This window comes from Gillisella vitis, assembly GCF_021559775.1.
Classification (GTDB): Bacteria; Pseudomonadota; Alphaproteobacteria; order Rhizobiales; family Rhizobiaceae; genus Allorhizobium; species Allorhizobium ampelinum.
On sequence record NZ_CP056048.1, the window covers coordinates 770,757 to 791,220 of the forward strand.

A 20,464-nucleotide genomic window follows, 5' to 3' on the forward strand; every position below is an offset into this window, starting at 1 on the left:
ACTATCGAAACTCCCGCGCCATCCCCGCAAGCTCGTCCCAGAGACTTTCGGCAAAGCCGCGCAACACCAAAAGCTCGAACTGATCCTCTGCTGTTCGGCAGAGATTAACGGCGATGTGGCCGATCAGGGTTGTTGTCGCCGCACCCACGGCAAATTGCTCGGGGTGCAAATCAAGCGCCGTGCCTTTTGCCAGAACGTTGCGAACCGGAGCGCCACTGATGCGGATCAGCGCGCGGCCATGGCTTTGATCGACAAGAAAGGTGGCTGGGCCAAAGGCCGCTACCGCTTGATCGGCGCTGGCCGGTCCGACGGCAAACCATTGGCCGGGTCCCGCCTTGCGCAGATCAAAGCCTTGCGGTGGCATTGGTGCAACATCGCCAGGCTTGCCCAGCACATGCAGAATGGTTGCGTCGAACACGGTTTCCAGCGTTAGCACACCAAACCGCTCCACCGCCTTGGTGGCGAGTGCTGGACGGCGAACAAGGTGGAAATCGGCCAGGACAGAGTCAGGCAGAGCGTTCTCAGGCATGGAGCTTCTCATTGTTTGGATCAACAAAAACCGGGTTCACCAACTGGGCGGGTGTAAACTCGTTGCGCAGCCCATTCCACACCAACACCTCCTCGCCATGGCGAGAAGCACCACTCTTCACCAGCGCAAGGCCGATGGTGGAGCCGATATGCGGTGAGAAGCAGGATGATGTGACGTAGCCTTGGTCATTTTCCAGTGTTGGGTCAGCATCCTTGTTCAAGATATGTGCGCCGGTTTTGAAGCTTGTCTTGGCATCCAAAGGCACAACGCCGACCAGTTGTGGGCGATCCGAGGCCGTCAAGCCTTCTCGGTTCAGCATATGTTTGCCGATAAAATCAGGCTTGGTGGCGCTGACCATTTTGCCGAAGCCGAGATCGGCAGGCACCACCGTGCCATTGATCTCATTGTGGGTTACATGGCCTTTTTCGATGCGCAGCACTGACAATGCTTCAATGCCATAGGGCTGAATACCATGTTCCTTGCCCGCCAGCATCACCGCATCGGCGACGCTTTCGCCATAATCGGCAGGAACGGCCAATTCAAACGCCAGTTCGCCTGAGAAGGAAATACGAAACAGCCGCCCCTTCAACCGACCACCCAAGAGGGACACATCCTTGGCGGCAAGATAGGGAAAGGCCTCGTTGGAAATGTCTTCATCAATGAGCTTTTGCAAAATGGTGCGGGATTTTGGCCCCGCCACCGCCATTTGCGCCCATTGATCGGTCACAGACGCCAGCCGCACATCCAGCTCTGGCCAATGCACTTGGGCGCAGAATTCCAGATGGTTCATGACGCCCGCCGCATAGGCCGTGGTGGTGGTCATGAAGTAGCGGTTTTCGTCCATGCGGCTGGTGGTGCCGTCGTCATAGATAAAGCCATCTTCGCGCAGCATCAGCCCATAGCGGGCCTTGCCGACGGGTAGTTTCAAGAAGGCGTTGCAATAGACGCGGTTCAAGAACTCCGCCGCATCTGGCCCGCAAATCTCAATTTTGCCGAGCATGGAAACATCGCAAATCCCGGCATTGGTTCGGACGTTTTTGACCTCGCGGTCCACGCTCTCGCGCCAGCCATTTTCCCCGGATTGTGGAAACAATGCCGAGCGATACCACAGGCCGGTTTCCACAAAGGTCGCACCGTTCTTGGCCGCCCAATCATGCAGGGGTGATTTGCGCACCGGCTGAAAATGTTTGCCATGCGACGTGCCAGCCAGCGCGCCAAAGGACACAGGCGTGTAGAAGGGCCGAAACGTCGTGGTGCCAACATCGGCAGGCGATACACGCCGGGCTTCCGCCAACAGCCCGATGGCATTGACGTTGGAGAGCTTGCCCTGATCGGTTGCCATGCCATTGGTGGTGTAGCGCTTGGCAAGCTCCACATGACCATAGCCTTCCTGAACGGCAAGACCGAGATCCTTGGTATGGACGTCATTTTGGAAATCCACGAAGGCTTTGCTCTTAATGCCGGGAATGGACCAGACTGGCTTGGCTGGTGTGGGGATAATGTCACCCTCAACACTCTGCATATCCAGCGTTTGAATCGTGAAACCCAGAGCCGTCAATGCTTGTTTTGCCTGCTCAAAACCAGACGCCATTGAGGCCACAATCCCAAAGACACCAGACGCGGAACCAGCCAAAACCAGATTGTTCAAGCTCTCCGGAGCCAAAAAGGCCGAATGCTCATCTGACCAACGCGGCTTACCACCCCTGTGACATGCAAGGTGTATGATCGGCGAGAAGCCGCCCGACATGGCAAGACTATCCACCTCAAGCCGTTCCAACTGCCCTTCGCGCCACAGATCAAGCCCCTCAACGGCTTTGCCTCCATGGACATTACTGACCAAACCACCACGCACCAATCGCGCCTTGCCCTGATAAGCAATCGTTGCATCACGTCGGCTATCGATCATGGCTGAAACATGAACGCCTGCGGCTTCAAGGTCCGCCGCCAGTGCATAGCCGCTGTCATTAGTGGTGAAGATCGCCGTCTTCTTGCCCGGCGCGACGCCATAGTGGTTGAGATAACGGCGCATGGCTCCGGCCATCATCACACCCGGAATATCATTGCCGCCAAACACCAGCGGGCGCTCCTCGGCACCCGTGGCCAAAATGGCTTTCTTCGCCGCAATGCGCCAAAGCCGTTCCACCGGGCGGTTGGCAGCAGGGACAGCGATGTGTTTTTGCACCCGCTCCACCGCCCCGAACACATTGCCATCGTACCAGCCAAACACCGTTGTGCGGGTAAGGATTTGCACATTGGGCAGACTTTGCAGCTCTGCCCGTATGGTGGCGACAAAATCAGAGGCAGCAACACCATTGATCAATGACGTTTCTGCCAAAAGCCCGCCGCCAATCTCCGCCTGCTCATCCAGCAGAATAACCCGCGCACCTGCACGGCCAGCAGCGAGAGCTGCCATCAAGCCCGCAGCACCCGCACCAATCACCAATAGGTCACAATGCGCCCAGCATTTCTCATAGGCATCTGGATCGGCTTCATAGCTTGCCTTGCCGAGGCCAGCGGCCTTGCGGATTACAGGTTCATAGAGCTTTTCCCAGAACTTTGCTGGCCACATGAAGGTTTTATAGTAGAAACCCGCAGACAAAAACGGCGATAGCAGGCTGTTGACTGCGCCAATATCATGCTCAAGGCTTGGCCAGCGGTTTTGGCTGTTGGCTTCCAGCCCGGCGTAAAGCTCCTGCATCGTGGCGCGGGTGTTTGGCTCTGTGCGACCACCTCGGCCAATGGTCATCAGCGCATTCGGCTCGGCGGCACCCGCCGTCAAAATACCGCGTGGGCGGTGATATTTGAAGCTGCGGCCCACCAATTGCTGGCCATTGGCCAGAAGCGCAGACGCCAGCGTATCGCCCGCAAAGCCGCTCATGGCCTTGCCATCAAAGATGAAGGCAAGAGCGGTTGTGCGATCCACCAGACCGCCGCTTTTCAGACGATAGGATGTCATGCGTTCACCCCTTTGCGTGTTGATGCATCGAAGCTTGCGGAAATCTCGTGGCTTGCCGTGTCGCGGCAAACCACAATCCAGCGACGGCAACCCGAAGTGTGGTGCCAATATTCTTCATAGGCTCCACGGGGATTGTCGCGCAGGTAGACGTAATCATGCCAGACATCCGGCCCGGCATCGGCGGCGGGGCGGGCTAATGCTGCACCCTTGATGGTGTATTCTTCTTTGGGTCTTGGCCCGCAGTGGGGGCAGGGAATGAGGCTCGCCATAATCAGAATCCTTAGTGAAGGTTCGGCTGGGCACCCTGGCCCTTTTCATCGAGAATATAGCCCCGCGCAAACCGATCGAGCCGAAACGCGCGGGCGGTTTCATGGCTCTCGCCCTTGGCAATCAGATGGGCAAAGCAATAACCCGAGGCAGGGGTGGCCTTGAAACCACCATAGCACCAGCCGGAATTGAGGTAGAGATTGTCCAGATGCACCTTGTCGATGATCGGCGAGCCATCCATGCTCATGTCCATCACGCCGCCCCACGAGCGCAGCACCCGGATGCGCGACAAAGACGGAATCATTGCTTTGCCCGCTTCTGCCACATGCTCAACGGTGGCGAGATTGCCGCGCTGGGCGTAGGAGTTGTAGCCATCAATATCGCCGCCAAACACCAGACCGCCCTTATCCGATTGCGAGACGTAAAAATGGCCCGCGCCAAAAGTGACGACGCAATCGATAAAGGGTTTAAGCCCTTCCGAGACAAATGCTTGCAGCACATGACTTTCCATCGGCAGCTTCAATCCTGCCATCTCAGCCACGCGGGATGAATTGCCTGCTGCCGCCAGCGCCAGCTTGCCGCAACCGATAAAACCACGGGTGGTTTCCACCCCCACCGCCTTACCATTTTCACGGCGAATGCCCGTGACTTCGCAGTTTTGAAGAATGTCTACCCCGTGAGTATCCGCACCCCGAGCATAGCCCCAAGCCACCGCGTCATGCCGCACCGTACCGCCGCGCCGCTGCATCAAACCGCCTTGAATCGGGAAGCGGGCGTTGTCGTAATCTAGAAACGGTAGCATGACTTTGATGGCGTCGCGGTCTAGCAATTCTGCATCCACACTATGCAGGCGCATGGCATTGCCGCGCCGTGTATAGGCATCGCGCTGGGCATCGGAATGGTAGAGATTGACCACGCCGCGCTGCGACACCATGGCATTGAAATTGAAATCCTGCTCCAGCCCTTCCCACAGTTTCATGGAAAATTCGTAGAAGGGATTGTTACCCGGCAGCAGATAATTGGAGCGGATGATGGTGGTGTTACGCCCAACATTGCCAGAGCCGATATAGCCCTTTTCCACCACGGCGATGTTTTTAATGCCGAAGGTTTTGGAGAGGTAATAGGCCGTGGCCAGACCATGGCCACCACCGCCGACAATCACCACATCATAATGCGGCTTTGGCTCTGGCTGTCGCCAATGGGCGGCCCAGTTTTTATTGCCGCGAAGACCGTTCAGAAAAATCGACAAAGCCGAATAGCGCATGATGCCCGCTCGTTTCAGGATTTGGTGGACGGGGGATGGTTGGTGACCACCGCATATTGCTTCGAAGCCTAGACCGTCACACGCAAATCACATTGCACAAAAAAGACATTTAAAGATACAAAAAGGACATGAGCGAAAACTCCACCACCCAGACCTATGGCTTTATCCTGACGCCGAATTTTGCGCTGATGTCCTTCTCATCAGCAACGGAACCACTGCGTGCCGCCAATCTGCTGGCGCAAACGCCGCTTTATGAAATCAGGCCGCTCTCCGTGCGGGGCGAGGCTGTGCGCTGTTCGGCGGGCTTTGATATTCCCTGCGGCGATCTGGCCTTCGAAGGCGCGAACTGCCACACATTATTTGTGGTGGCGGGTGGAAATCCGATAGACTGGGTTCACACCAGCGACCTTCACGCGATTTTGCGTAAACTCTCCCGACAAGGGGTGCGCATTGGTGGCATTTCCAGCGGGGCCTATGTTTTGGCGCAAGCGGGTCTGTTGCAGGACCGAGATTTTACCATTCACTGGGAACACGCGCCCGCGCTTCGGGAAGCCTTTCCCGATCTCACGCCACGGCAGGCCCGCTATGTGCTGGATGGCGATCGGCTGACCTGCGGCGGCGGCGTGGCCCCTCTGGACATGATGCATGCCCTGATTGGTGAGCGGATGGGGCCGGAATTTGCTCGTCGGGTCAGTGATTGGTATCTGCACACGGCGGTGACTGAGGCAAGCGCTCCCCAACGCGGCTCATCGGTGGAGCGTTTTGGCACCCATCACCCGGCACTGGTGACGGCCTTGGAAAAAATGGAAGCAACGTTGGAAAACCCGCTGGATCGGCAGGCAATCGCACGGTTGGTCGGCATCACACCCCGGCATTTGGATCGGCTGTTTGCCAGCCACATGGGGGCGAGCTTTCACGACACCTATCGCCACATGCGTCTTTCCCATGCGCGCAAACTTTTGGAACAAAGTCCGCTGTCGCTATCGGAAATCGCCTTTGCCACAGGATTTTCCAGCGCCTCGCATTTTTCACGCGCCTTCAAACAGCAGTTTGGCATTCAGCCAAAATCGGTTAGATCGTAAGATCATAAACAAGTGTAGTGGCGGAATCAGGGGCAGGCATGGCCAAGAGTGAGACAAAGGCAGCAAAGGCGGCCAAGGCAATATTGGCGCAAGACCCCCATGCTGTGCGCGAACCACGGGCCAATAATCTGGAAATGGCCATTGGCCATGAGGTGCGCACCTTCCGCAAAAAACTGGGCATCACGGTTGCCGATCTGGCAACGGCCACGGGCATGTCGGTGGGCATGTTATCCAAGATTGAAAACGGCAATATTTCTGCCTCGCTCGGAACGCTGCAATCCCTCTCCAAGGCGCTCGGCGTGCCGATGACTGCCTTTTTCAAAGGCTATGAAGAGCCGCGCAGCGCCAGCTTTGTCAAGGCAGGAGAAGGCGTGCATCTGGAGCGGCGCGGCACCCGTGCGGGCCATCATTACAGCTTGCTTGGACACATCGAAAACAACACCTCCGGCGTGGTGGTCGAGCCTTATCTGATTACGCTCAACACCGAATCCGATGTGTTTCCCACCTTTCAGCATGAGGGCATGGAGTTTCTCTACATGCTGGAGGGCGAGGTGGTCTATCGCCATGGGGAAAGCCTCTACCGGATGCAGCCCGGAGACAGCCTGTTTTTTGATGCAGATGCCCCGCATGGACCCGAAGAACTGGTCACTTTGCCTGCTCGTTATCTCTCAATCATTTCCTACCCGCATCAAAGGTAATTGCCTTACAGGAAAATTTTATTCTTTAGGATTGATTTTATCAAACGCGCCTGTTAGCCATTGTCCAACGACAAATGGAGAGGCTGACCATGTGCGGCATTGTTGGATTGTTCCTGAAAGACAAGAGCCTTGAACCTCAGCTGGGAGCCATGCTCTCGGATATGCTGATCACCATGACCGATCGCGGCCCGGATTCTGCGGGCATTGCGATCTATGGCGCGGGTAGCAAGGGTAAGGCGAAAATCACCGTGCAATCACCGGAACCCTCGGTGGATTTTGCAGGCCTTGATGCTGATCTCACTAAGGCCGGCATCCCGGCGCAGGTGACGGTGAAAAGCACTCATGCGGTGATTGATATTGATGCGGCAAAGCTTGGCGAGATTCGCGGTGTTTTGAGCGAAATTCGTCCGAATGTCCGCATTATGGGGTCGGGCGAAAGCGTTGAGATTTTCAAGGAAATCGGCCTGCCAAAGGATGTTGTGGTCCGGTTTGATGTGCGCGCCATGGGCGGCAGCCATGGCATTGGCCATACCCGCATGGCAACGGAAAGCGCGGTGACCACGCTGGGCGCGCATCCGTTTTCCACGGGTGCCGATCAATGCCTTGTGCACAATGGTTCCCTCTCCAACCACAACAATTTGCGCCGCGAGCTGATCCGCGAAGGCATCAAATTTGAGACGCAAAACGACTCTGAAGTCGCCGCCGCGTACCTCACCGCCGAAATGGCTAAGGGCAAGGACCTTGGGCAGGCGCTGACGGGTGCGCTGGATGATCTCGATGGCTTTTTCACCTTCGTGGTTGGCACCAAATCCGGCTTCGGCGTGGTGCGCGATCCCATCGCCTGCAAGCCTGCGGTGATGGCCGAGACGGACCAATATGTGGCTTTTGGCTCTGAATATCGCGCGCTGGTCAATCTGCCGGGCATCGACACGGCCCGCATCTGGGAGCCGGAACCCGCCACCGTTTACTTCTGGGACCACGAAAAAGCAGCTTGAGGGATTTACAATGCCAGTCTTCGACCTTTCCCAAACCCCGCTGCGCGAGTTGAATAGCGCTTTGCATGCTGTGACATCCGGGGCCAATGACACCAATTTTGAAATCATCAATCCACGCGGCCACCATGCGGTGGCGGTTGGCATTGATGGTCCAGTCACTGTCGAGGTGAAGGGCTCGGTTGGCTATTATTGCGCGGGCATGAATGACGGCGGCACCGTCACCGTGCATGGCTCTGCCGGTCCAGGTGTGGCTGAAAATATGATGTCCGGCACTGTGATCATTGAAGGCGACGCCAGCCAATATGCCGGGGCCACGGGCCAAGGTGGCCTGCTGGTGATCAAGGGCAATGCGGCCTCGCGTTGCGGCATTTCCATGAAGGGTATTGATATTGTCGTGCAGGGCAATATCGGCCACATGTCGGCCTTTATGGGTCAATCCGGGCATCTGGTGGTGCTGGGTGATGCGGGTGAAGCGCTGGGGGATTCGCTCTACGAGGCCAAGCTGTTTGTGCGCGGCACGGTGAAAAGCCTTGGGGCTGATTGTGTTGAGAAACAGATGAAGCCCAAGCATCTGGAAAAGTTGGCAGAACTGCTTGCAAAGGCCGGGATCACCGATGTGAAGCCGGAAGAGTTCAAGCGCTACGGCTCTGCCCGCAAGCTTTACAATTTCAACATTGACAACGCAGACGCCTATTAAGCGGGGAGATCGCTATGAGCTACCATAATCCCAACACTCCGCCGCGCAAATCCGCGACCTTTGATGATTACACGCTGGCGGAAATCCGCCGCGCGGCTGCCACTGGTATCTATGACATTCGTGGTGCAGGCACCAAGCGCAAGGTGCCGCATTTTGATGATCTGCTGTTTCTGGGTGCCTCGATTTCGCGCTATCCGCTGGAAGGCTACCGCGAGAAATGCGACACATCGGTGGTGCTTGGCACGCGCTTTGCCAAAAAGCCAATTCATCTCAAAACGCCGATTACCATTGCGGGCATGAGCTTCGGTGCACTGTCGGGCAATGCCAAGGAAGCCCTTGGCCGTGGTGCGACCATTGCCGGAACCTCCACCACGACAGGTGATGGCGGGATGACCGATGAAGAGCGCGGCCACAGCCAAACGCTTGTCTATCAATATCTGCCATCACGCTATGGTATGAACCCGAAGGATTTGCGTCGCGCCGATGCCATTGAAGTGGTGGTTGGCCAAGGTGCCAAGCCCGGCGGCGGTGGCATGTTGCTGGGCCAGAAGATTTCTGACCGCGTGGCCAATATGCGCAACCTGCCCAAGGGCATCGATCAGCGCTCGGCCTGCCGCCACCCAGACTGGACGGGGCCGGATGATCTGGAAATCAAAATTCTGGAACTGCGCGAAATCACCAATTGGGAAAAGCCAATCTATATCAAGGTTGGTGGTGCGCGCCCCTATTATGACACAGCACTGGCGGTGAAAGCCGGAGCCGATGTGGTGGTGCTGGACGGCATGCAGGGTGGCACAGCGGCCACGCAGGATGTGTTTATTGAAAATGTCGGCATGCCGACGCTGGCCTGCATTCGCCCCGCCGTTCAAGCTTTGCAAGACCTTGGTATGCATCGCAAAGTGCAGCTGATCATCTCTGGCGGCATTCGCTCTGGTGCAGATGTCGCCAAAGCCTTGGCGCTAGGCGCGGATGCTGTGGCGATTGGCACAGCAGCACTGGTGGCAATTGGCGATAACGACCCCAAGTGGGAAGAGGAATATCAAAAACTCGGCACCACCGCTGGCGCTTATGACGACTGGCATGAGGGCAAAGACCCGGCAGGCATTACCACCCAAGACCCGGAATTGATGAAACGGCTTGACCCGGTTCTGGCTGGTCGCCGTCTGGCCAATTACCTCAAGGTGATGACGCTGGAAGCCCAGACCATTGCCCGCGCCTGCGGCCATAACCGTCTGCACAATCTGGAGCCGGAAGATCTGGTTGCGCTGACGATGGAAGCGGCCGCCATGGCGCAGGTGCCACTGGCTGGCACCAATTGGTATCCCGGCAAGGCTGGTTTTTAAGTATCACTGGCCGCGCAAACCTCCCAAGGGCGCGGCCTTTCCTTTCAACATGTGTCTCAATCCATAAAAACAGGGGAACGACGTGACACAGGATCTCTCAGCATTTGCTGCTGAACGCGGCATCAAATATTTCATGATCAGCTATACCGACCTGTTTGGCGCGCAACGCGCCAAGCTGGTGCCATCCCAAGCCATTGCCGATATGCAAAAGGATGGCGCAGGCTTTGCGGGCTTTGCCACATGGCTGGACCTCACCCCCGCCCACCCCGATCTGTTTGCAGTGCCAGACGCCTCTTCCGTCATCCAACTGCCATGGAAAAAGGACGTGGCATGGGTTGCCGCCGATTGCGTGATGGACGACAAGCCGGTGGAGCAAGCTCCGCGCGTGATGCTGAAAAAGCTGGTAAATGAAGCGGCAAGCATGGGCCTTCGGGTCAAGACGGGCGTTGAGCCGGAATTCTTTCTGATCTCTGCCGACGGCCAGACGATTTCCGACGAATTCGACACAGCCGAAAAGCCTTGCTACGACCAACAGGCCTTGATGCGCCGCTATGATGTGATTGCGGAAATCTGCGATCACATGCTGGAACTGGGCTGGAAGCCCTATCAAAACGACCATGAAGACGCCAACGGCCAGTTTGAAATGAACTGGGAATATGATGACGCGCTGAAAACCGCCGACAAACATTCCTTCTTCAAATTCATGGTCAAATCGGTGGCGGAAAAGCATGGGCTTCGCGCCACCTTCATGCCAAAGCCCTTTAAGGGCCTCACCGGCAATGGTTGCCACGCCCATATCTCGGTATGGGATGTGGACGGCAAGGTCAATGCGTTTGCTGATAAAGCCATGCCCTTTGGCCTGTCTGCCAAGGGCAAAACCTTCCTCGGCGGCATTATGAAACATGCATCAGCCTTGGCGGCCGTCACCAATCCCACGGTCAATTCTTATAAGCGGATCAACGCACCCCGCACCGTCTCCGGTGCCACATGGGCACCCAACACCGTGACATGGACCGGCAACAACCGCACCCATATGGTGCGCGTGCCGGGTCCGGGCCGGTTTGAACTGCGCCTGCCCGATGGTGCCGTTAACCCTTATCTGCTTCAGGCCATCATCATTGCCGCTGGCCTTTCTGGCCTCAAAACCAATGCCGATCCCGGCCCGCATTACGACATCGATATGTACCGCGAAGGCCATACGGTAACCGACGCCCCGAAACTACCGCTCAATCTTCTGGATGCGCTTCGCGCCTATGAAGCCGACACAGAGTTGCAGCAGGCCTTGGGAGAAGAGTTCTCTGCCGCCTATCTCAAGCTCAAGCATGGCGAGTGGACAAGCTATTGTTCACAATTCACCCCATGGGAGCATCAGACAACGCTGGACATTTGACCGGATGTGAAGCCGGGGGCGGCGTCGTCTCCGGCTTTCGAATTAAAGCGTTGCTGTTGTCTGGCGGCGGGCCAGTTCCTCTATCCCGGCCTTCGCCTCGATCCTATCGCCTTTCAGCGTCAGATAGACGCCAAGCACAAAGGCGAGGGCGGCGATGAACAGCAGATAATAGGCATGTGCCATCGGGTTGATTGGCAGCAGGCTGGCGACCGCAATCGGCGTCAATCCGCCGAAAATCGCGTAGGAGACATTGTAGGAAAATGACAGACCGGTGAAGCGGACAGGTGCGGGAAAGGCGCGCACCATCACGTAAGGCACGGCCCCGACAATGCCCACGGAAAGGCCCATTACGGCATAGAGCACAAACAGGACCGGAACCGAAACGCTTGCATAAGTGTAGAAAGCAAAGGTTGCTGCGGCCAAAAATACGCTCCCAACCATTAAAAACCGCCCGGAGCCGACCCTGTCAACAATCGCCCCTGATGCAGCGGTGCTGAAAATCAGGAACAATGTGCCGAAACTGGTGGCGGACAGCGCAATCTGGGCGCTGTAACCATAGAGTTTTTGCAGGAGCGTGGCCGTCATCAGCGTGGTAACAACGAGGCAGGCGGCGAGCACCCAGGTCAAGGCCATGGAAATGATGACGGCAGCCGGATAATCGCGCAGCACGGTTTTAAGCGGCAGTTCCATCACTGTCGTTCGCGCCTGACGCATCTCGGCAAAAACAGGCGTTTCCTGAAGCCAGCGGCGCAGGTAGACGGCAACAAGGCCGAAGAAACCACCGAGGAAGAACGGGATGCGCCAGGCATAGGCGGCGACATCTTCCGGCGTGAACATCGAATTGATGACGGTTGCGATCAACGAACCCAGCAGAATGCCGAGTGTCAGGCCAGAGCAGAGAAAACCGCAGGCAAAGCCGACCCGGCGAAATGGCACATGTTCCGACACGAAGGTCCAGGCACCCGGCACTTCGCCACCGATGGCAACGCCCTGCAACAGCCGCATGATAATCAGCAGCACGGGTGCGGCTATGCCGATGGAGGCATAGGTCGGCATCGCGGCCATGCCGAGGGTGGAGAGCGCCATCAGCAGGATGGAGAAGGCAAAGACTTTCTTGCGGCCAAACACATCACCGAAATGGGCCAGGATTAACCCGCCCAGGGGCCGAACCAGATAGCCGGCAGCAAAGATGCCGAAGGTCTGGATCGTCACCAACCAGTCCGGCATGTTGGCCGGGAAAAACAGCTTGCCGATTACACCCGCGAAAAACACGAAGATGATGAAATCGTAGAATTCCAAGGCCCCGCCCAGGGCTGAAAGCCCAAGCGTGCGAAAATCGGCCCGGTTAAGCTGACGGGGAGGCGATGCCGGAGTGCTGATGGGGGACATGATCCTGCCTTGCGATAAAACCTATTCGGTTTGGTCGCTGATTATGCGTCGGATTTCAAGGTGTAGAACAGGATTTACACGGCAAGGGTGAGAGAATTGGTTCAGCAAGGCCCCGCAGCAAAGGGATTGCCCATCAGGATCGAGGCGTCCACCTCGGAAATCAGCCGCTTGCCGCACAGTGCCATGCTGATATCAAGCTCCCTGGCGATGATCTCTAAAGCTCGCTGCACGCCAGCTCGTCCGTCCGCGCCAAGCCCGTAGAGAAAAGGCCGACCGATATAGGTCCCCTTGGCACCCAGCGCCAGGGCCTTCAACACGTCCTGACCCGAGCGGATGCCGCCATCGATATGCACTTCGATCCGGTCTCCCACTGCGTCGACAATCGAGGCCAGCATGGAGATTGACGAGGGCGCGCCATCCAGCTGGCGACCGCCATGGTTGGACACGATAATCGCATCCGCCCCGCTATCGGCGGCGGCGCGGGCGTCCTCCACATCGAGAATGCCCTTCAGGATCAATTTCCCGCCCCAGCGCTGTTTGATCCAGGCGACGTCGCTCCAGGACAATTTCGGATCGAACTGTTCCGCCGTCCAGGCCGAGAGCGAAGACAGGCTGGAAACGTTCTTGGCGTGGCCGACGATATTGCCGAAATGACGCCGCCGCGTATTGGCCATGCCGATGCACCACTGCGGCCTGGTTGCCATCTGCCAGAGATGTTTCGGCGTGAATTTTGGGGGAGCCGACAGGCCATTGCGCAGATCCTTGTGGCGCTGTCCGAGGATTTGCAGATCGAGCGTCAACACCAGTGCCGAGCAATGGGCGGCCTTGGCACGGTCGATCAGGCTGTTGACGAAATCGCGGTCCTTCATGACGTAGAGCTGGAACCAGAAGGGGCGGCGCGTATGAAGCGCGACATCCTCAATCGAGCAGATGCTCATGGTGGACAGCGTGAAAGGCACGCCGTAAGCTTCAGCTGCTTCCGCCGCGAGAATTTCCCCATCGGCATGCTGCATGCCGGTCATTCCGGTCGGCGCAAGCGCCACCGGCATGGTGACAGGCTCACCGATCATCGTGCTTGCCAGCGACCGTTCTGTCATATCGACCAGAACCCGCTGTCTCAGCTTGATGCGGGAAAAATCACTCTCGTTGGCGTGGTAAGTGCTCTCGCTCCAGGAGCCGCTATCGGCATAGTCGAAGAACATTTTCGGGACACGGCGCTTTGCTTGACGTTTCAGGTCATCGATTGTCAATGCAATGGGCATGGCACCTTGTCCTTCCGTATTTGCTCATCGTTTTGGACATGGTGTGCGGCCAAATTTCGGCGGTTGCAAGGGAAGAGTAGCCATTCACAAAGAGGACCGCCCAGATTGCTGGACGGCCTTTACACTGTCTCACGCCTAATGGCTCACTTCGTCGCCGTTGCCACATTGATCTTGTCGATATCGGCGGCCAGGGCGTCATAGGTCTGTTGCAGCGTCAACTCGCCGACGATCAGCTGGCTCATGCGCTGGACGATCTGCTGGTAAAGCGCCGAACCGCCCTTTTTCTTTTCAAAAATCCGCGCTTCCTGCGGCACGTTCTTTTCGTTGTCGTTGAAGACGGCCATGGACGCCTTGGCATTGTCGTCCGTCAGCTTGTATTGCGGCTTGTCGATTTCGGCGCCCGTCAGGATCACGTAGTTTTCGGCAATCTCGCGTTGGACTTTCTCGGAGCCGAGAAATTCGATGAATTGGGCGACGGCTTCCGGGTATTTGGTGCGTTTGAAGCCGACAATCCCGGTGGCACCCGGCATGGCATAGCAGCCAGCGGTGCCGCAGGGCGCGTTGATTGCCGTCCATTCAAAGGCGTCGCCGATCTTCTTCTGGAACGGATTGACCATCCAATTGCCGGCCAGATAGGTCACCACATTGCCGTTGACGAATTCGTCGCCCATGTTCTTGTATTGCGAGCCGCCGGCGGCGCCCCACATTTCCTTGGGAAAGCTGCCATCCTTCGTCCAGTTGTAGAGATCGGCAATATAGGTCTTGGCAGCCTCGTCGGGAAAGCTGAACTTGCCGTCTTTCACATAGGACGAGCCATAGGAAAAGGCCGCACCCGAAAACCGATGGCCGGAACGGTCCATGGTGAAGGGGATCTGCACGCCGGTCTTTTTGGCCACCCGGGCGGAAGCCTCGATAATGTCCTTCAGCGTTGCTTTTGGGCCGGGTAGCGGCTCTTCCGCCTGCTCGAACAGCGTCTTGTTGACGAAGGGCAGGTTCAGGGTCTGCGAGGCGACATAGCCATTGATCGATTTCGGGTCGTTGACGCCGGGCAGGCGCAATTGGTTGAGGCTTTCGCCATGCAGTTTGGCGTAGCCATCCGGGTCCTTCATATAGGGCCGCATGTCGAGATAGAAGGGTGCCAATTGCCAATCGGTGATCTTGGCCAGATCCGGGCCTTCGCCGACGGCCAGCTGCACCGGCAATTGCTTGGCGACGGCATCATAGCCTGAGGACACGAAATTAACCTTCACGTCCGGATGAGCAGCTTCGAACTGTTTGCTCAGCGCTGCCATATGCTCGACATAGGACTGATCGTCATCGGTGAACAGAAAGGTGATGGTCTTGGTTTCGGCAAAGGCCGGATGGCTGAGCGCAAGCGCCGACAAGACGATGGCGCTGACGCCTGACAGAATTTTCGACATGAGTCCCTCCCGTAAAAATATTTTCATAAATGGCATAACACTCCTCAATGTCATGCTCCTCCTTAATCTTTTTGAGACTTGACAAACCTGTCGTCAAGCTGTTTCTTTGGCGAAAATTCGGCGATGCATGATTTTTCTATCGAAATTTGACCGAATAAAAAATATTTTCATGATCGCAGGGAGGCGAGACATGAACAATCATTGTGTGCCAGCAGCAAAAGACCCGGTTTATGAAGTTCGCACTGGCGAGACGATCACGTCCTGGTTGGTCTCGCCGCTCACTGCCAGTGTGTTTGCAGGTATTGCGGCACCCGCCGAGGACCGCGTCGATTACCGCTTCATCAATGGTTTCGTCGATGTCGGCGATCTGCCGTGTCGCAAGGCGTTCTGGGCGACGATGGTCGGGCGAGATCTGGCACCGGAGCGCGACTGGGAGCCTGATCACCTCAACCTACCGGGTGCCAATCGGCGGGTGGAATTCACCCATTTCTGGCATGTTCCGACTCATGTCCGCCGCTGGCTGCGTGGCACGTTCCGGGCCGAGGCGGCCAGAAGCCTCACGCTGCGGCTGAAGACCTGCGGCGGGGTGCGGATCTGGGTGAATGGCGCGGAGCAGGTTCGCTTCGAACCGTTCCGGCGTAATTTTGAATCCATGTCGGATGTCACCCTGCAACTTTCCGAGGGCGATAATGATATTCTGGTTCACACCGAAGACCTGGCGGAGCGCGACACGGTCTGGTTTGTCGAGCTGGAAGTGACGGATGCAGAGCCAATCGCCGTGCTTTTGCCTGCGGTTCTGGATGGGGCGATGGTTGCGCGGCTGGAACGGTTGATCCGCAGCGTGCGCCCGTCCCGCGACGTGTTTAGCGGTCAACCGCTGGAATTGCTGTTCGATGACGCGCCGCGGACCGATATTCCCGTGGAGGTCACCGTCTACAGCCATGGTCATGAGCGTGCCGTGCTGGCAAAGGCGCAGGCGGTGCTGCGCGCCGGGGACAGAACCCTTATCGTGCATGAAACGCTCGGTATTGCCGATGGTTATCACGGTGTGCGGCTGCGCATGGGCGAGGGCGCCAGTGTGGCGAGCCGGGTGATTGACGCTGCTTTTCTCACCCGCATGCAGCCGGAGATTTCGCGTGCCAGTCTGGAGGAGCGCAAACAGCAGGCGCTTGTCTATTCGGCCCGCCATGGTGCGCCGCGCATCGGCCGGGTGCTGGCCATGGCGGCCTGCGGGCAGGTGGATGATGCAGTGCTGGAGAAACTCTTAAGCGATACACTCGCCGCCATCGACCGGCGGGAGGATTGCTCGGATTTCGTCCTTGTTCCGCTATTGTGGCTGCTCGGCGCTTACCCTGATGTTCTGACTCCGGACCAGCGCGAGCGGGTGCGCCAATCGGTGCTCAACTATCGCTATTGGGTGGATGAACCGGGCAATGACGCGATGTGGTTCTGGAGCGAGAACCATGTTCTCTGCTTCCACACCAGCCAGCTCCTGGCCGGTCAGTTGATGGCTGATGCGATGTTTTCCGCGTCTGGCCGCACGGGCGTAGAGCAGGCGGCGCTGGCCCGTCAGCGGCTGCATCGCTGGTTCGACAGCGTCGAGGCGCATGGATTGGCAGAATGGAATTCCGCCGCCTATTACCCCATTGATTTCATTGGTCTGCTGGCGCTGGAATATTGGGCGGAACCTGACATTGCCACCCGCGCCCGCCAGCAGTTGGACCTGATCTTCCGGATGATCGCCTTGCATACACTGGCGGGGGTGCCTGCAGGATCACAGGGCCGCGCCTATGACAAGGAATTGCGGGCCGGGCCGCTGACGGAACTGGCACCCTTCGCCTGGGTGGCATTTGGAGAAGGTTGGCTGAATGGTGGTGTCGCCTCCCTGCCGATGTTTTGCGCCAGCGACTACCAGCCGCCGGAGGATCTGGCTCCACTGGCGATGCTGAGCAAAGGACGCAGCATTGAGGCGCGGTATGCGCAAGGACTGGAAAGCGGCAAGCTGGTGGTGTTCAAAACCCACGCCTCGCAGCTTTCAACGGTGGTCGATCACAAGACAGGACGCAAAGGCCATCAGCAGCATGTGCTGGATATCAGGCTGGCTGGCCATCCGATGGCGCGGCTCTGGATCAACCATCCCGGCGAAGACGATCCGTGGGGATCGCAGCGGCCCTCCTATTGGGCAGGAAGCGGCATCCTGCCGCGCGTCGCGCACCATGGCGATACCGCTTTGCTGATTGCCGATACGCAAGGCGGACGCCTGCCGTTCACCCACGCCTATCTGGGCATTGACGGTCTGGACGAGGTGATCATTGAGGAAAACTGGGTGTTTGCCCGCTCGGGCCAAGGGTTTGCCGCCCTGTACAACAGCCACGGACTGGAGCCGATGGACGCAGGCGCGACGGCAGGCCGTGAATTGCGGGCGCTGGCACCGATTTCGGGCTGGGTGGCCATTGTCGGAGCCGGGGACGCGCAGGCTTTCGAGATTTTCTGTGAAAAGGCACGAGCAACCAGCATCGACTTCGACCCGCTGGCGAGAACTCTTCGGGTTCGTCCGCCGGGCCGTGAGGCGCTGTTTTTGAATTATGAGGGCGACTTTCGGCTGGGGACACGTCCGCTGCCCTTCAGCCATGAACAGCCGCAACCGGTGCTGACCTATGACAGCGCCCAACCGGATCGGGGTGAAATCACCCCTCTTTATCAGTAGATGGATCAGACCATGCATCAGCCAGAGACCGGCCATCCGGCCCTCCAAAAGACAATCGACAAAGTGGCGGTGGCTTTCAGCCGCCTCAAGGGGATCAAGGAAGGCTTGAGCGGGGAAGGCAGCGCAAGCGGCATTCAGTTTGACGAATGGGATTGGGAAGTGGGCGTCGGCCTTTACGGCTTCCTGCGCCGCGCCATCGCCAGTGGGGACAGGAAGGCAATCCATGATCTCGTGGATTGGTATGCCATGCAGATCGGTCGTGGCCTGCCGCCGCGCCAGATCAACAGCACAGCGCCGATGCTGCCGCTGGCGATCCTGATCGGTCATGTGGACCGGCCCGATTTCAATGCGCTGGTGGAGGATTGGGCCGAATGGCTGGTGAAAGGCCTGCCGAAAACCGAGGATGGCGGCTTTCAGCATGTGGTCAAGGAACGCCTGAACGAAGGTGAGCTTTGGGATGATACCCTGTTCATGGCGGGGTTGTTTCTGGCGCAAGCCGGTGTGCATTTTGGCCGCAAGGATTGGATCGATGAGGCCGTCTATCAGTTCATGATCCACGCCCGTTATCTGTCGGACCCGGTCTCCGGCCTCTGGTATCACGGCTGGACCTTTATCGGTCGTCATAACTTTGCCCGCGCCTTCTGGGCGCGCGGCAATGCCTGGATCACCGTGGCGATCCCGGAACTGTTCTTCCTGGTGCCGGATATAGACGAAAAAGACCGCCGTTTTCTGGCCAACGTGCTGAAAAGCCAGTTGCGCTCGCTGAAGGCCTTCCAGCGCGAGGACGGTATGTTCCATACGCTGCTGGATGATCCGACCTCACCGCTGGAAACTTCGGCCACCGCCGGGATTGCCTATGGCATATTGCGCGGCATCGAGGCGGGCATCCTGCCGGTGGAGGATAAGCTCCATGCCGACCGCGCCCTTGCCGCTGTGCTGCGCCATATCGATGATGAGGGTGTGGTGCTAGGTGTCTCGGATGGCACGCCGATGGGGCATGATCTGGATTTCTACCGGCGGATACCCAACTTGCCGACCCCTTACGGCCAAGCGCTGGCTCTGCTGCTGCTGACGGATGTGGCACTGGCCCAAGCGGCTGCGACCCAGGAGGCAACCGCATGACCCAGATGCTGGACATTGTCATCGATCATCAGGACGGCGACCGCACGCAAGCCATTCAGGCGGCAATGGACCATGTGTCTGCCTCCGGCGGCGGCAGGGTTTCGCTTGCCGCTGGATCGCATCAGGTTGGCGGGCTGAGGCTTCGCTCCGGTGTCGATCTGCATCTGACTGAGGGGGCGGTGCTGCGGCCTGTGCCGGATTATCAGGCCTATGGCGACAATATCGTCTCGGTCATTGCCGAGAAATCCAACCGGGCCATGCTGGTGGCGCGTGGCGCGGACACGATCGCGCTGACCGGGCCGGGCCTTATCGACGCTGGCGGAGACGCATTCATTGCCGGTGACGATGTCAGCGTCGGCGTGTTCATTCCGGCGGAATTTCGGCCGCGTGTTCTGGTGCTGGAAGGGTGCAGGGGCGTTCGTCTCGACCATATCCAGGTCGAGAACTCGCCAATGTGGACGCTGCATTTCGTCAATTGTGAGGATGTCAGCCTTGCCAATGTGGCGATCCGCAACAATTGCCGCCTGCCCAATACCGATGGCATTGTGCTGGACGCCTGCCGTCGGGTGCTGATTGAGGACTGCACGATCTCCACCGCCGATGACGGTGTCTGCCTGAAAACCAGCGTTGGGCCGGATGGAAAGGCGATTGGCACCTGCGAGGATGTGCTGGTGCGCCGCTGCACCGTCTCCAGCCAAAGCTGCGCGCTGAAGCTGGGGACTGAAAGCTTCGGCGATTTCTCCCGCGTAGTGTTCGAGGATTGCCGTGTCGAGCAATCCAACCGGGGCCTGGGGATTTTTTCCCGCGATGGCGGAAAGGTCTCCGATGTCAGGTTCTCGCGCATCAGCCTGGATTGCCGGGAAACGCCGGACGGGTTCTGGGGCTCCGGCGAGGCGCTGACGGTGACGGTGGTGGACCGGGTGCCGGAGCGCCCGGCGGGTGCGGTGCGGGGACTTGTTATTGAGGACATAACCGGGCGGATGGAAGGCACGATCAATCTCGTCTCCATGGCCGGTGCCGGTATTCACGATGTGGCGTTGCATCGGGTGCATCTGGCCCAGCAAACCGGGGTACTTGGCACCGCGTTGCGCTATGATATGCGTCCGACCAATGCCGATCTGGCACCTTCGCCCGAGGCTCATGGCCGGGCCAATGCCTGGACGCGGGGTGTGGACGGACGCATTGTCGGGCTGATTGATTATCCGGGCGGAATGCCGGGCGTGTTTGCCCGTGGGGTGGACGGGCTGACTATAGACGATCTCGTTATCGACAGGCCGCAGCCCCTGCCGGAGGGCTGGAACCCGCTGGATTTCGTCCAACAGTAAATTGATGCATCTGGGAG

Annotated in this window: 16 protein-coding genes; 9 read left to right on the top strand and 7 right to left on the bottom strand. The window is 58.1% G+C overall.

Annotation, left to right across the window (positions count from 1 at the left end; translation table 11 throughout):
* Position 1: 1 nt before the first annotated feature.
* The 4 genes from AVCG78_RS20450 to AVCG78_RS20465 are packed head-to-tail and all read right to left on the bottom strand — an operon-like array spanning position 2 to position 5,016.
* A complete protein-coding gene (locus tag AVCG78_RS20450; protein ID WP_081355254.1) occupies positions 2-529 on the bottom strand; it encodes a sarcosine oxidase subunit gamma in 528 nt (175 codons plus the stop codon).
* A complete protein-coding gene (locus AVCG78_RS20455) occupies positions 522-3,485 on the bottom strand; it encodes a sarcosine oxidase subunit alpha (RefSeq protein ID WP_071203138.1) in 2,964 nt (987 codons plus the stop codon). Before AVCG78_RS20455 ends, AVCG78_RS20450 begins: the two co-directional genes overlap by 8 nt.
* Positions 3,482-3,754, bottom strand: a complete 273-nt coding sequence (locus AVCG78_RS20460; protein WP_081355253.1) for a sarcosine oxidase subunit delta — start codon at positions 3,752-3,754, stop codon at positions 3,482-3,484. Before AVCG78_RS20460 ends, AVCG78_RS20455 begins: the two co-directional genes overlap by 4 nt.
* Positions 3,755-3,765: 11 nt before the next feature.
* Positions 3,766-5,016, bottom strand: coding sequence for a sarcosine oxidase subunit beta family protein (locus AVCG78_RS20465; RefSeq protein ID WP_071584407.1), 1,251 nt, complete (start codon positions 5,014-5,016; stop codon positions 3,766-3,768).
* A 128-nt stretch (positions 5,017-5,144) separates the two neighbouring features.
* On the opposite strand from AVCG78_RS20465, the gene AVCG78_RS20470 reads away from it, so the two are divergent.
* From AVCG78_RS20470 to glnT, 6 genes are all read left to right on the top strand, one after another.
* Positions 5,145-6,098 carry a GlxA family transcriptional regulator gene (locus AVCG78_RS20470; RefSeq protein WP_071584406.1) on the top strand — a complete coding sequence of 318 codons (954 nt, stop codon included), beginning with the start codon at positions 5,145-5,147 and terminating at the stop codon, positions 6,096-6,098.
* A gap of 38 nt (positions 6,099-6,136) precedes the next feature.
* Positions 6,137-6,796: a helix-turn-helix domain-containing protein gene (locus AVCG78_RS20475; protein ID WP_071203143.1), complete on the top strand. Its 660-nt coding sequence runs from the start codon at positions 6,137-6,139 to the stop codon at positions 6,794-6,796.
* Positions 6,797-6,885: 89 nt separating this feature from the next.
* Positions 6,886-7,791, top strand: coding sequence for a class II glutamine amidotransferase (locus AVCG78_RS20480; protein WP_071203145.1), 906 nt, complete (start codon positions 6,886-6,888; stop codon positions 7,789-7,791).
* 10 nt (positions 7,792-7,801) lie between these two features.
* Entirely contained in the window at positions 7,802-8,488 is a 687-nt protein-coding gene (locus tag AVCG78_RS20485) for a GltB/FmdC/FwdC-like GXGXG domain-containing protein (protein ID WP_071203147.1), read from the top strand.
* Between the two features lie 14 nt (positions 8,489-8,502).
* Complete coding sequence (locus AVCG78_RS20490) at positions 8,503-9,831, top strand: FMN-binding glutamate synthase family protein (protein ID WP_012654067.1); 1,329 nt, start codon at positions 8,503-8,505, stop codon at positions 9,829-9,831.
* Between the two features lie 82 nt (positions 9,832-9,913).
* Positions 9,914-11,221 (top strand): type III glutamate--ammonia ligase, encoded by a 1,308-nt coding sequence (glnT, locus tag AVCG78_RS20495; protein WP_071203149.1) that lies wholly within the window; start codon positions 9,914-9,916, stop codon positions 11,219-11,221.
* Positions 11,222-11,263: 42 nt separating this feature from the next.
* Here the strand turns inward: glnT and AVCG78_RS20500 are convergent, their stop codons facing one another.
* From AVCG78_RS20500 to AVCG78_RS20510, 3 genes are all read right to left on the bottom strand, one after another.
* Positions 11,264-12,610, bottom strand: coding sequence for an MFS transporter (locus AVCG78_RS20500; protein WP_071203150.1), 1,347 nt, complete (start codon positions 12,608-12,610; stop codon positions 11,264-11,266).
* Between the two features lie 101 nt (positions 12,611-12,711).
* A complete protein-coding gene (locus AVCG78_RS20505) occupies positions 12,712-13,872 on the bottom strand; it encodes an alpha-hydroxy acid oxidase (protein WP_071203152.1) in 1,161 nt (386 codons plus the stop codon).
* Positions 13,873-14,015: 143 nt separating this feature from the next.
* Positions 14,016-15,293 (bottom strand): ABC transporter substrate-binding protein, encoded by a 1,278-nt coding sequence (locus AVCG78_RS20510; protein WP_071203154.1) that lies wholly within the window; start codon positions 15,291-15,293, stop codon positions 14,016-14,018.
* A gap of 190 nt (positions 15,294-15,483) precedes the next feature.
* Here AVCG78_RS20510 and AVCG78_RS20515 point away from each other — a divergent pair, with 190 nt between their 5' ends.
* From AVCG78_RS20515 to pglB, 3 genes are read left to right on the top strand one after another with little or no spacing between them, the layout of a single operon-like run.
* Entirely contained in the window at positions 15,484-18,000 is a 2,517-nt protein-coding gene (locus AVCG78_RS20515; RefSeq protein ID WP_156601661.1) for a hypothetical protein, read from the top strand.
* Between the two features lie 12 nt (positions 18,001-18,012).
* On the top strand, positions 18,013-19,122 hold the full coding sequence (gene bglB / locus AVCG78_RS20520) for a beta-galactosidase BglB (protein ID WP_071584553.1): 1,110 nt from the start codon (positions 18,013-18,015) through the stop codon (positions 19,120-19,122).
* Positions 19,119-20,447, top strand: coding sequence for a polygalacturonase PglB (gene pglB, locus AVCG78_RS20525; RefSeq protein ID WP_071584403.1), 1,329 nt, complete (start codon positions 19,119-19,121; stop codon positions 20,445-20,447). Before bglB ends, pglB begins: the two co-directional genes overlap by 4 nt.
* The last annotated feature ends 17 nt before the right edge of the window (positions 20,448-20,464 follow it).